At 56.9% G+C, this 12,696-nt stretch carries 13 protein-coding genes and 1 tRNA gene; 3 read left to right on the top strand and 11 right to left on the bottom strand.

The genetic code is table 11. The annotated features are described in order from the left end of the window. Positions 1-7: 7 nt before the first annotated feature. Entirely contained in the window at positions 8-607 is a 600-nt protein-coding gene (locus RBB80_RS08745) for a hypothetical protein (protein WP_433967847.1), read from the top strand. 64 nt (positions 608-671) lie between these two features. Next, positions 672-748, top strand: a tRNA-Arg gene (locus RBB80_RS08740). Positions 749-773: 25 nt separating this feature from the next. On the opposite strand, the gene RBB80_RS08735 is transcribed toward RBB80_RS08740, so the two are convergent. The 9 genes from RBB80_RS08735 to RBB80_RS08695 all read right to left on the bottom strand — a co-directional run bounded on the left by RBB80_RS08735 (position 774) and on the right by RBB80_RS08695 (position 8,470). Next, positions 774-1,949, bottom strand: coding sequence for an MFS transporter (locus RBB80_RS08735; protein WP_433967846.1), 1,176 nt, complete (start codon positions 1,947-1,949; stop codon positions 774-776). Positions 1,950-2,080: 131 nt separating this feature from the next. After that, a complete protein-coding gene (locus tag RBB80_RS08730; RefSeq protein WP_433967845.1) occupies positions 2,081-3,247 on the bottom strand; it encodes an acyl-CoA dehydrogenase in 1,167 nt (388 codons plus the stop codon). 129 nt (positions 3,248-3,376) lie between these two features. After that, positions 3,377-4,039 (bottom strand): tetratricopeptide repeat protein, encoded by a 663-nt coding sequence (locus RBB80_RS08725; RefSeq protein ID WP_433967844.1) that lies wholly within the window; start codon positions 4,037-4,039, stop codon positions 3,377-3,379. Then, positions 4,018-4,284, bottom strand: coding sequence for a MerR family transcriptional regulator (locus RBB80_RS08720; protein ID WP_433967843.1), 267 nt, complete (start codon positions 4,282-4,284; stop codon positions 4,018-4,020). The genes RBB80_RS08725 and RBB80_RS08720 overlap by 22 nt, the downstream gene beginning before the upstream one ends. A 203-nt stretch (positions 4,285-4,487) precedes the next feature. Continuing rightward, positions 4,488-5,156, bottom strand: a complete 669-nt coding sequence (locus tag RBB80_RS08715; protein ID WP_433967842.1) for a PspA/IM30 family protein — start codon at positions 5,154-5,156, stop codon at positions 4,488-4,490. Positions 5,157-5,220: 64 nt separating this feature from the next. Further along, complete coding sequence (locus RBB80_RS08710; RefSeq protein ID WP_433967841.1) at positions 5,221-6,639, bottom strand: flotillin family protein; 1,419 nt, start codon at positions 6,637-6,639, stop codon at positions 5,221-5,223. Between the two features lie 120 nt (positions 6,640-6,759). After that, positions 6,760-7,341, bottom strand: coding sequence for a hypothetical protein (locus RBB80_RS08705; RefSeq protein ID WP_433967840.1), 582 nt, complete (start codon positions 7,339-7,341; stop codon positions 6,760-6,762). 1 nt (position 7,342) lies between these two features. Continuing rightward, the gene (locus RBB80_RS08700; protein ID WP_433967839.1) at positions 7,343-7,897 is read right to left on the bottom strand and encodes a helix-turn-helix domain-containing protein; all 555 of its coding nucleotides are present in this window, start codon (positions 7,895-7,897) and stop codon (positions 7,343-7,345) included. A gap of 198 nt (positions 7,898-8,095) precedes the next feature. After that, on the bottom strand, positions 8,096-8,470 hold the full coding sequence (locus RBB80_RS08695; RefSeq protein WP_433967838.1) for a hypothetical protein: 375 nt from the start codon (positions 8,468-8,470) through the stop codon (positions 8,096-8,098). Between the two features lie 236 nt (positions 8,471-8,706). Between RBB80_RS08695 and RBB80_RS08690 the strand changes: the two genes are divergently transcribed. Beyond that, on the top strand, positions 8,707-10,167 hold the full coding sequence (locus tag RBB80_RS08690; RefSeq protein WP_433967837.1) for a PP2C family protein-serine/threonine phosphatase: 1,461 nt from the start codon (positions 8,707-8,709) through the stop codon (positions 10,165-10,167). On the opposite strand, the gene RBB80_RS08685 is transcribed toward RBB80_RS08690, so the two are convergent. Both RBB80_RS08685 and RBB80_RS08680 read right to left on the bottom strand, forming a co-directional pair. After that, the gene (locus RBB80_RS08685) at positions 10,168-10,653 is read right to left on the bottom strand and encodes a hypothetical protein (protein WP_433967836.1); all 486 of its coding nucleotides are present in this window, start codon (positions 10,651-10,653) and stop codon (positions 10,168-10,170) included. A 757-nt stretch (positions 10,654-11,410) separates the two neighbouring features. Then, a complete protein-coding gene (locus tag RBB80_RS08680; RefSeq protein ID WP_433967835.1) occupies positions 11,411-12,637 on the bottom strand; it encodes a Gfo/Idh/MocA family protein in 1,227 nt (408 codons plus the stop codon). Positions 12,638-12,696 lie beyond the last annotated feature (59 nt).

Here is a 12,696-nt window from a genome sequence, read left to right as displayed (position 1 = left end):
GTTTCTAATGCTCTCTGACTGGTCCGCCGAATGTTCTTCAGACGATCCTGTGCTTGTGGTTCCCTGGTCTGACCCATCCGATCCCTCCGGCAATCGCCGATTCATCGATCTCCGCGAGAACCCCTACGACCTCGATCATCTCCCCGAAGTCGAGCAGCATCCACCGCTGATGCATGCTCTGCGTGCGCTCAACGCGCCGCGATCTGCGGTCTTCACCGCGAAGTGCGATGCATGGCTGCTGAATGCGGAGGAACTCGACAACCTTCGCGCAAACCTTGACGTGAGTTCCGACGATGCCCCGGCAGGCTTCGGCAGCTACATCGACATCCTTTGGCGCGAACGATCTCTCTTCGCCTCCTACCATCAGATGGAGCAAATGATGCACCGTTTGACACGCCACTCGTCTCCGCTGGATCAGCCCTATGCCATGCTCGACTGCGTCATCCGCCCTGCACTCGTCGATCTCACTGGTCCACAGGAGGGTTTCGCGGTCAGCCTCTATATAAAGGCCGTCGGTCATGAGTCCCAGACTGCAGAGCAGAACTGGGCCTCGGCTCTGGACGCTGTCGTCGCACTGTTGCGCAGTAAGGATCTTGCCTTGGGCTAGGCACCCGCCAATTTTCCAAACCCTAAGGCTCCCCTTCCCCGATACAATCGATCTAGACGCGCGCGGGCGAGTAGCTCAATTGGATAGAGCACGAGCCTTCTAAGCTCGGGGTTGTGGGTTCGATCCCCGCCTCGCCCACCACCGCACACTGCGTCTACGGACTTGCTCAGGCTTCCAGCAAGATTTCGACTTCCTCTACCCGGTGGTGATCTGCTTTAGTATCGCGGTTTCCGGTCGCATGCCGCAGACCGGCCAGTGCGATGAAGCCGATCGCCAGACCGCAGACTCCATTCCACTTCCAATGCGCCCAGGCAATCGTAGCCAGCGCTGACCCAACCGCTGCCCCGCTAAAGTACACCGTCATATAAACCGTATTGATCCGGCTGCGCGCAGAGGGCACCAGCCCGAAGATCCGCGTCTGGTTGGCTACCTGCGTCATTTGCGCTCCTATATCCAGCACCAGCACTCCAACCGCCAGGGCGATGATGTGGATTGTCACCGGCAGCTTGATCGGCTCTTCCAACCACAACAAAACGTAGGAGAACGTCAGCAACCCCATCCCAACCGAGATGACCCATCGAGACCCATGCCGGTCGGACAGCCTGCCCGCAAGTGGTGCGACCAATGCTCCCGCCGCGCCGACCACACCAAACGTGCCGGCGACGCCCGCGCCCAGCCCGTAATGACTGTGCAGCACGAAAGCCAGCGTCGTCCAAAAGCAGCTGAAGGACGCAAAGACAAGCGCGCCGACAACGGAGGATTCTCTCAATAGAGGCTGCGTCCGAAAGAGCGTCCATAGCGACTTCATTGCGTCCGCGTAGCGCAATCGTTGCTTCGGGGGCAGTCTGGGCATCACCCTCCCCATCAGCGGAACAAATGCTGCATTCACCACCGCAGCCACCACAAAGACCCATCGCCAGCCATGGATACCGCTCACCCAACCCGCGAAGGTGCGGGCCAGCAGAATACCCAGCAACAGCCCGGTCATGACCGTACCGATAGCCCGGCCGCGCTTTTCATGAGAAACCAGATCGGGCGCAATCGGAAGCGCAACGTGGGTGACCGACGCGAAGAGTCCGAGCAACACACTCGCAGCAATAAGCCAGGTCAGTCCAGGGGCAAGCGCGACCAGCAGAAGCGCAACCGCCTCCGCGCCATACATTCGCATCATCAGCGCGCGGCGCTCCAGCACATCGCCCAGCGGAACGAAGGCCAGCAAACCACACGCGTAACCGACCTGGGTCGCCACCGCGACGAAGCCAACATGGCCAGCCGTAACGCCGTAGGATCGGCCCATCTCCAGCAGAAGCGGCTGGTTGTAGTAGATCGTCGAAACACCCACCGCGCAGGCCAATCCTAGAAAGGGAGCGGTGCGCGTTGTTCTGATTTTAGTAAAGTGGTCATACCAATGCTCTCTTCCAGTGTAGAGCATTGGGTCATATTCGACCAGAGGCCGGAATCGACGTGGAGGCGCTAAACCTTGCCCAACGTCAACTTAGCGATAGTAGCTAACTGCATGAACGACGTGCCCTCATAGATCTTTCCGATCTTTGCGTCGCGATACAACTTCTCGACGGGGTAATCCTTCACAAAGCCCGATCCCCCATAGACCTCGACCGCAAGACTGGCGACGCGCTCAGCGACATGCGACGTGAAGTACTTGCACATCGCCGCCTCGGTCAGAAAGTCGAGCTTCGCGTCCTTCAGCCGCGCCGCGTTATAGACCATCAGTCTCGACGCCTCGATCTCTGTCGCCATCTCGGCAAGTTGAAACTGCATCGCCTGAAACTCCACCAGCGCCTTGCCAAACTGCTTGCGCTCTTTCGCCCACTTCGCCGCATGGCCCCACGCGCCTTCGGCCAGCCCGAGCATCTGCGAGCCTATCCCGATACGACCTTCATTCAAGGTCTCGATAGCGATCTTGTATCCCTTGCCAGGCTCGCCCAACACCTGCGCTGCAGGAACAACGCAGTCATTAAAGATCAGCTCGCACGTACTCGACGCGCGAATACCAAGCTTGTCTTCTTTCTTGCCGAGCGTAAATCCGGGCGCGCCTTTCTCTACCAGAAACGCCGTGATCCCCTTGTACCCTGCCGCCGGATCGATCGTCGCAAAGACGATAAACAAGCCGGCCTCTTTAGCATTTGTAATCCAGAGCTTCTGCCCGTTGAGAAGGTAATCCTCGCCGCGTTTCACTGCCCGCGTCTGCAACGCAAAGGCATCAGACCCCGACGACGCTTCGCTGAGCGCATACGATCCGATGGTGTCTGTCGCAAGGCGTGTCAGATACCTCTTCTTCTGCTCTTCATTCGCCCATCGCACCAGCGCATTGACGCAAAGCGTGTTCTGCACATCTACCATCACTCCTACAGACGGGTCGACCGCGGAGAGCTCCTCGACCGCGAGAATCGCGTTGAAAAACGAGCCCCCTGCCCCGCCGTACTCCTCGGGAATCTCGATCCCCATCAACCCAAGTTCGAAGAGTTTTCGGATAAGCCCGGCGTCCATCTGCTGCGACTCGTCCATGCCTCGCACCAGCGGGGCTATCTGCTCCACGGCAAAGCGTCGAATCGTATCGCGAAAAAGCTGCTCCTCATCCCCCAACTGCGTCAACGCCATCGGTCCAACCTGCTGCGACATCCACTCACCTCAACCCGTATTCAGGAAAAGGTGAGTCTAGCATTTCGGACACACTACTGAATAGCCATTCACTCAACCTGTTGAACGAAGACTACCGGGTCGAAGGTGCACGCGAAAATGAGCAAATCGCTATCCAGCAACCTTCACCAGCCGCCCGCGTCGGCTGACAATCGAGAGTTTCTCGGTATTCAAAATCTTTCGAGCCTGCTCTTTCGCATGGTTTGCCCACGGCCCAACGGGATCAAGTCGCACATAAGCCAGCCAGTGCCGCAACGCCCGTCGACGCTGCCCCTGCCGCTCATATGCCAGGGCCAGATTGTAGTGTGCATCCGCATACTGGGGAACCAGCGCAACAGCTTTCTGGTAGGCAGTCGTCGCCTCAGCCAGTCGCTGCATCTCGTCCAGCACATTGCCCAGGTCAAAGAATGCGAGCGCGTACTCCGGGTCGGCCAGTGTTGCCTGCCGATAAAGCCCTTCTGCTTCTTGAAATCGGCGCAGGTTGTAGTGGATCGTCCCGAGATTGATCAACGCCGGAGCATGCTGCGGTCGCATCACCAGAATCGCCGAGTAGATCTCGGCAGCCTCGTGGATCGTAGCCGGATTTTCCTCCAGCTGCACGGCCCGCAAAAACATCTCTTGAACCTCTGCGGCCTGCCGCAGGGCAGCGTCTCCACTGCCCACGACGCGAAGTTGACGCGCTGGCGCAGTTTCAAAATCAAAGGCAAGCTGCTGCGTCACTGGATCCATCAGCGCGCCGCCATGCCGGAAGCTTAACCGCGATCCACGACGCACAAAACTCGCCTCCAGCAGCGGGTTTCGCACTCCCCGAGCCGCTGCATCGCATCTACCGACGCTCGTATATTTTTTGCAGAAATCTTCGTCGTCGCCTGTAGATCGCGCAGCCTTCGCAGTTGGCCCAACGCTTCAAAGGAATAGTCGTCGTGGGGAGAGATCAGTCCCGCTCGCTCCCACGCCGTCAGCTGGCGTGCCTGCAAGTGAAGGATCCGGATTACGTCTTGACGGCTATATCGGGTCACAGTGGTGTCTCAGTTGGCACCGTCTTACAAGTTCATCCTGCGAACTCTCTCTGGAGTATGCCCTCGAAACCCGCACCAATCAAGACCTAAGTCTCTCAACCCCACCAATAACAGTGGATAACTTGTACCAAAACGGGTTCACTCTATGACGAAGCAAATACGCTCTGAAAAAATAGCTCCCGAACCTTCCAGAACACCGGCCATCAAGTCAGCCTGGGTTGGCGACTCTTGAGATCCTCAAGAAGGCGCTCGATCTGATCCTCTCTTTCCAGAGTGTTCAGTTGATCTTCGAGCGACTGAGCTTCAAGGATCATGTGGCTGGCGGCATTGTTGGCTTCGTTGCGCTGGATACTAGAGCGCAATCGGTTCATGGCAGTCGATCTCTCATGCGACGCAGCGATCGTGCGAGCCGCGTTGGCCTTGCCTACGGTTCGGGCGCGACGCTGCTGGGCGATCAACAACTCGCAAGCCGATCGCGTTTCGGACAGCTTTTGTTGAAGGCGATGGAAGGCGTTGCGAAGAGTTTCAGTCTCAGCATTCTGATCTTCAAGTTGCTGGGCAAAGTTCGCCGTCAGCCGCTGGTTACTCAAACTGCGCTCGAGTGCGGCACGGGCCAGATCGTCCTGCTGTTTCTGGACGGCAAGTTCGGCTTTGCGATTCCACTGGCTCATGGCATCTTCGTGCTCCTTCAGTTTCTTCTGCAAAAGATGCTGATCGGCGATGGCGATGGCGACCTGTGTCTTGACCTGCAGAAGCTGATTTTCCATATCAAGAACAAGTTGCTTTGCGAGCTTCTCAGGATCTTCAGCTCTCTCAATGAGGTCGTTAATATTGGCTCGTAGAAGCGTTCCTACACGTTCGAGCAGTGCCATGGGAGTCCTCCTTTACTGCGGTAATGCGCCGGCGCGAAGAGAGTTCTCCGCGCCGGCTAACGGGTCAGGCCTGTGGACTGTTTCCATCGTCGCGAGGTCTCATCGCTTTGACGTTGGACATCAAATCATGAATGTTCATCCCGGAAAGAGCTTCGAAGAGCGCAGGAACCTGAGCGGCGATCTTCGTCATCTCGCCTGTGATCCTGTTGGCTCCTGTCGCCCCATCGTTCCCAGTTGAAACGATGGTGATCTTGTCAACTTTGCTGAGAGGCTCCGCCATGGCGCGAACAACATCGGCCATATTGGTAATGAGTTTGTCGACGACAGCGGCCTGCGTCCACCCTTGGTAGGCTTCAGCCTTTACATTCATCGCCTTCGCCTCAGCCTCGCCCTTCTGAAAGATGATGTTGGCCTCCGCCTCGCCCTGCAGTTTAGTCGCTGCGGCGCGACCCTCCGCCTCCATCATGATCCGTGCCTTATCAGCCTGAGCAATATTCTCAATGCGCTGACGCTCAATCTCGGAACCCTTGAGGATCGTCGCGATGAGCTCCTTCTCATGACGCAGGATCTCCGCCTCCTGTACCTTCACCTGCTCCTGCTTCTCTACCTGTTGCACGCGGACCTGCTCGGCAACAACCTTCTGTTGCATGACGTTGGTCTGCAGTTCATAAGCTTTGTCGGCCTGAGCCTCCTGACGACGGCTCTGCTCGGTGAACTGCGCCTTCTGGATGTCAAGGTCGCGCTGAGCTTCGGCCTGTTTCGCGAGCGATGCCGTCTCTGCAATCACGCGATCCTGATCAGCGGAGGCCTTGGCGACTGCTGCCTCGCGTAGCGCAATGGCACGACGAATCGCCGTATCACGCTCGGCCTCTGCCGCCGCAATCTCAGCATCGCGGCGGATGCGAGCGACATCGGGACGGCCCATGTTGGTGATGTACTCGTTCTTGTCGCGCACTTCGCGAATGGTGAATGAGATCACCTCAAGCCCCATCTTGCTCATATCGTCCATGCACGTAGAGCGCATCCGTTCGGCCACCATCTCGGGCTCTTTAACAATTTGCTCAACGGTGAGCTGGCCGATGATACCCCGAAGATGGCCCTCCATCACAAGGCGGATAAGGCCTTCGCGCTGGTCAGGAGACTTCGTCAGAAACTGTTCAGCCGCAGTGAGAATGGACTCTTTGTCTGACCGGACTTTGATCTGAGCGACAGCTTCCACAGTCACCGCAACGCCTTGCTTCGTATAGAGATCCTGCTGTGGCGCGACGTCGAAGCTCATCAGCTCCAGCGAGAGCTGACGAGAGTTTTCAACGACCGGAAAGATCACCGCGCCGCCGCCCTTGATGACGCGCGGGCCGCGAAAACCATAGACAATAATCGCTTCGTTGGGGCCTGCTTTGCGAAACATCTTAGCCATGAGAAGGGCTAAAGCGAGAGTGGCGAGAACTACCAGGCCAACAATAATAATGACTGAGTTCGGCATATCGTTCCTTTGTCCGAGACAGACGAGAGAGCGTGTGATGTGCTTGCCTCAAGAGAGGGAAGGAAGGCGGGTGAGTTCCTCGGCAAGTGAGGCCGCCTGTGTCGAAAGAAGATCAGTGAGTTACGGCAGTCCGTTCGTGAGTTCGTCCCAGCGGCGAACGTATGCCACGCCACGGTCATATCGAATGACAACAACCTCCACTCCGCGTTCGATCGCGCTGCCGTCTTCGCTCCGGGCAGCAGCAGCACGACGAGCTCCGGCTTGCGAAAAGATGATTTCTCCCATGCCGTTGCCATCACGAATCGAGTCGCTTACCTGAGCAAGTACGCCGGCCATCTCCGTCTCTTCCGGTGTCAAAACACGCTCTCGAGGAAGAAGCAATTTGAAGAGAACAGCCCAGATGAGCCCGGCTCCAGCGACACCGCTTACTAAGGCGATAAGCAAGACCAGCACACCTCCAAATATGCTGGAGTGGTGCAGTAGATACCCAGCGCCACCAAACCAACAGAGAAACACCGTAATCGTGAAGCCGTTTACCGCAGAGATTCCGGATCCTCGATGCGCTCCGCCGTGTGCCGCATGGCCATGTGCCGCATGACCGATGTGAAAGCGGCCGATGTGCAGATGGGCGAAGCCTCCGACAACGGAGATCAGGCTCAGAACCAGACCGACACAGAAACAGATGAGATAGAAGGAGTCCATATTATTTGGTGCTCCGTTTCGCAGCTCTTTTTGGAGCTGGTTGAGTTGGTATAGCCATCAGCGAGGAACTTTCAGAACGAAGAACCTGAAAGAGGCGGTCCAGTAGCGCAGGTGTCTCGAGAATGCTCTCGATCAGAAGAAAACAGCGCCGTGAATCGCTATGGTTAGCCAGCGCGAGCAGGGCCTGACAGAGTGCGGGGTCTCGACGGAAACGTTCCGCGCCGCCAACCAGCCAGAGGTCGAGCTTGTCTTCGGCGGTGCGTAGGTCAGAGATCAACTCGGAGTGATAGCCCTCGGGATCATCGACCAGGTAGCCGGGATGAACCTTGAAGAACTTTGCCAGCAGCAGCCGCGTCGTATTCGTCAGGTGGGGACGCGTTCCACTCTCAATCTGAGACAGATATGACTGGCTAATTGTTGCTTTGTTTGTCTTTTTGCCCGTGCCATTTTCCTGTTGAATCGCACGGACCAGCTCCTGCTGAGTCATAGCGCGGTTGAGACCGCGGAGGTTGCCCTCAACTTCGCGAAGATAACGGATTTTGTCGCTGAGTTTCATTTGTTATTACAAATCGCAATATTTATATCGCAATTTGTAATAAAAATCAAGAGCGTTCTCAGGAGATTCAGTTCTTGAACACTGCGACCTCCGACAGCGCTTTCGATACCTCAGAGTCGGAAACCCAGCGTATGCTGGCCACATGCTTCGGCCTGCCTGGCGTCTCTCACGTTCATGCTGTCTGCCCGCACTCCTGCTTTACGCCTCCTGCTTCCTCGCATTTTTGACGGGACTGGCCGCCGGACAAGCGCCTGCCGTGCCGCCTTTATCCGCATCTGGAATGAGGATCGAAGGTCTAGGTAAAGCGGTTGCACCCTCGACGGTCCCTGGCGGTTTCATCTGGGCGACGATCCCGACTGGGCCTCGCCATCCTTCGACGACTCTCGTTGGGAACAGCTCACCGCAGAGAGGCCCTGGGGCGAGCAGGGGCACCCCAGTTACACCGGCTATGCCTGGTATCGCCTGCACCTGTCGCTCAATTCTGCACCGGGGAATCAGAGCGACTTCGCCCTCCTTGTGCCGCACCTGGACGATGTGTACGAGATCTACTGGAACGGCAACTCCATCGGCCACAGCGGGAAGTTTCCTCCCTATCCCATCTGGTATCGATCCTCAGACGCACCGATCATCTACCCACTCCGCCCACGGACTCCTGAGTCCGAACCGAAACTCGATCAACAACTTCATGGCACCCTTGCCGTCCGCGTCTGGAAAGCGCCCCTTATGTCAGATGACTCCGGACGATCGGGCGGCTTCGAGCGAGCCCCGTTATCGGTTATCCCGAACCTCTCGCCGCTTATAAAACCACGTTGGACTACCAGTGGCTCCGCGCCAATCAATTCTCTTTCAGCGAATACCTGCTCTACGGAATCGCCGGTCTTCTCGGCTTCCTGTCCTGGCTTCGGGATCGGCAGCAGAGAACTCTTTTGTGGATGACCGGATTCGCCCTGAGCCCGCTCATTCGACTAGCCCTCTACGGAATGCGCATCACCTGGCCGGTGGGTCTATCGAACGCAATAGGACCGCCCGTCTCGTCGATTCGCGACATCTCTCTTTGGTTTCTGCTGCTCTGGCTTCTGCACCTTGACGACAACCTGTCACTCATCCGATTTGTCCGTCGCTTCGCCTTTGTCAGCCTGTCTGTCAGTATTCTCGATGGTCTTCTATCGCTGTTGGATGCCAGCGTGGGATGGTTCTGGATAATTCAGATAGCCGACGCGATTCTCACCGGGATCTACTTCATCACCGCGGGGATACCGCTTGCATTAGTCGCCCTCGCCGTCAAACAGCGACGCCAATTGGATTTGGCTCGCAGGCTGCTTGTCATCGCCGCGTTTCTCTGGGGCATGATTCAGGTTGTGCAGGGGTTAGCTCCCCAGGGAAGTCGCTTCACACACTGGACCCTTGCCGATAAACTGCGCCAGCCCCTCTTCCACATCTATGGCAATGCAGTGTCGTTGCCTACGCTCACCGGGATCTTCCTGCTCGTCGCTCTGCTCTACGCCGTCTATCGCACTTCCATGGACGACCGCCGTCGTCGGAGCCTTCTCGAGCAGGAGATGAGCAGCGCCCGCGAGCTCCAACAGGTGCTCATCCCCGAAACATTCCCGTCGATTCCGGGCTTCGGAGTTACCAGCGCCTATTGTCCTGCGCTTGAAGTTGGCGGAGACTTCTTTCAGATCATTCCCCTCGATGGCGATTTCACCCTTGTCATTCTTGGCGATGTCAGCGGCAAAGGCATCAAGGCTGCCATCGCGGTCTCACTCATCGTCGGACTGGTGCGCGTCCTGGTAGAAAACACGCAAAGCCCCGCTCAATTGTTGACCGAGTTGAACCGACGATTGTGTGGTCGCTTGCAAGGCGGTTTTGCCACCTGCGTGACTCTGCGCATTGATCCTCACGGCGACTGCACTCTGTCCAGTGCGGGCCACCCACCTCCCTACCTCAACGATCGAGAGTTAGCCATCCCCGGTTCGTTCCCGCTCGGCCTCTTTCCTGCCGTCACCTACGAGGAGAGCCGCATACGATTGCAGCTTAAGGATCACCTCGCGCTCTACACCGATGGATTGCTCGAAGCCCGCAGCAAGACCGGCGAACTCTACGGCTTTGAGCGAATAAGCGACCTCTTCGCAACACTCCCGGACGCCGCCCGAGCCGCAGAAGCCGCGGTACGCTTTGGCCAGGATGACGACATCACTGTCGTCACCCTGGTCCGCGTACCCATCGGAAAAGAATCGACCGGCAGCCCAGTAGACACTCGAATAATCTAGCTACGAGTCGCCCGACGAGCTATCGTCGGCTCGCCGAATCGTGTCCTTAAGCACATTTCTTTTCTCGTCAAAAACTTTCTCTGTTCCCTCTCTCACTTTCTTCGCAATGTCGGTCCATACCGGGTTGATCGTCTTGAGATCCACCTCTTCCTTCTCTAGGGCTTCCTCAAACTCCTCAGCCTTTATCAATCCATTCGTGTAACTCGACATCTTCTTCACGATCTCGAACGCCGAAGCAATCACGACGCCGACATCATCTTTATGCTCATCTGACACGCCTTCGTAGACTTCTTTTTTGTGCTCGTCGATCCACTGAAACACGATCGGAATCACAACCTCGCAAACCCATCGGTTGTAAGCGTCCAACCCTTCAACTCCCGCAATCCAGGATGGGTGCATCCCCCAATCCGGATAAGCCCCGCACAGTCCATCTCCGTTACATTTCTTCACAATATGCTGAGTGGTCCATTTATTAAGGTTTGACATACCCTCTCCTCGTTATTTGGTTCATCTCTAATTGAATTGAGATACAAGGGCCCACAACCCGAAGAATTACTGCCACAACTCATCCGTCGAAACCGTGCGACCTGGAATAGATACGGAGCCACTTCGATCACAAAGCTAAGGTGCAGTGTTTATAGCATTGATTCAAGCACCGCTGCATATTTTCAGCTTCGCGCCTTTGCCATGCCCCCGCGCCAACATCTAAGGAAAGACGTCCCGCCCATTTTGTTCTTTTCAAGAAAAGGATGTATCTAGTCATCCCAACACCGTTACGCTCGCTGCAGTCGTCGACCGAAGACGACTCTGGTCGCTCACTCGGTGCAGTCATCCAGTCAAGCCGAACCCACAACGTCCTCCGGCAGAAGGACGACCGATATCTAGATTTGAAAGTAATCGAGCCGCTGATCTACTGACTACCAATTTGCCATTCGCAAATATAAGTTATTGATAAATAAGGGAAATCTGTTGCGAACGCCCGGAACACGAGAAAGCTTCCTAGATCCCTCGGCCTGCAGATCGGCGCGATGCCAGCTTAGCTAATAATTTTCAGCTCAACGCGTCTGTGATAAGTCGCCAATTCACTTCGTCTCGATTCGCGCTATCCACGAAACGAACAGCCTTTATGCACACCTCCCCGACATTTTGACGAAATAGAAGGTCATCATCGTTCTTCCGGTGTTCGTAATGCCATGCAGCACGTCTGCATTTCTTCGATTCATATCATCACCTCTCAACGGATCTATCGGTTCAATCTTTGCGGATACCCTTTCGTGGAGGCAGTAGAAGACAACGCGCCAGATGACTCACTGCCGTCGACGACGTCTGTCCAGACGCCGCCTGTCGCGGCGCTGTTCAGCATCGCTCCCAGCACACATGCTGTGCGAGTGGCGTCGGCAAACGTGCACAGCGTGGCGGGCCGATAGGAGGCGCTTCCAGAGCGAATGACGTCGTAAATATCGCGGATCACGTTAGCAAACGCATCCGCCCAGCCCTCCTGGTGGCCGGCCGGCAGGTGCACGTACGGGCGGGCAGCCGCGGACAGCAGGGCAGGGTCCTTAGTCACGATAGTGTTTGCCGCGTCATGCCGACCGATCCAGAGCTCGTTCTGCTGCTCCTGTTGCCAGCGCAGTGAGGCAGTGCGACCATTGAGCTCCAGCTGCAGATCGTTCTTATGTCCGGGTAGTACCTGACCCACTCTGAGGGAGCCCCTGGCGCCGTTGTCGAAGCGCAGCAGCACGGTGGCAAGATCCTCGCCATGAACGGTGATTGGCGTCCGTGTGGCATCGGACGAACGAGCGAAAGCCTCGCTTGAACCGCTCGCCGCAAAGCGGGTTCGCACCACCGTCGTGAGTTCAGCAAGCACGCTCACAATGCGGAGGCCAGAGACGTGCTCCGCAAGATCGCACCAGTGCGAACCGATATCGGCCAGCGCCGAACTAACACCGCCTTTGACCGGATCCATGCGCCAGGAGTACACATTGGCATCGGTCATCCAGTCCTGCAGGTACTGGCCGTGAACGGAGACGAGTTCTCCGGCTTCCCCGGCAGCGATGCGGGCACGTGCCTCCTGCACCATGGAATTGCCGCGGTAGTTGAAGGTAACCGCGTTGATCACGCCAGCCGCGGCAGCTGCGTCGCGCAACTGGGCGCATTCAACGGCCGTCATTGCTAGTGGCTTGTCGGTGATCACATGCTTGCCCGCGTGCAACGCAGCCAGTGTTACGGGAACATGGAGGTAGCTGGGGGTGGTGTTGTGGACCACGTGGATCGATTGATCGTTCACCAACTCTTCGAAGGTCGCGTAGCTGCGGTCGACTTTCAGTTCTTCCGCTTTGCGCTGTGTGGAAGCAAGCGTTGACCCAGCAATGGCAACGACATCGACATCGCCAAGTCGGCGCACCGCGTCGATGTGATGCTGCGCTATGAACCCCGGTCCCACCAAGCCCATCCCTATGCGTCGTCCCATCACGTTCTTCCCTTCATCTCCCTTTGACCGCTCTTCCTGTGCAGACCATCTCGCAAGGA

This window comes from Tunturiibacter gelidiferens (assembly GCF_051013345.1).
Taxonomy (GTDB): domain Bacteria; phylum Acidobacteriota; class Terriglobia; order Terriglobales; family Acidobacteriaceae; genus Edaphobacter; species Edaphobacter gelidiferens_A.
The sequence above is the reverse complement of the archived record's forward strand: the minus strand, read 5'-3'. Positions and strand labels throughout refer to the sequence as shown.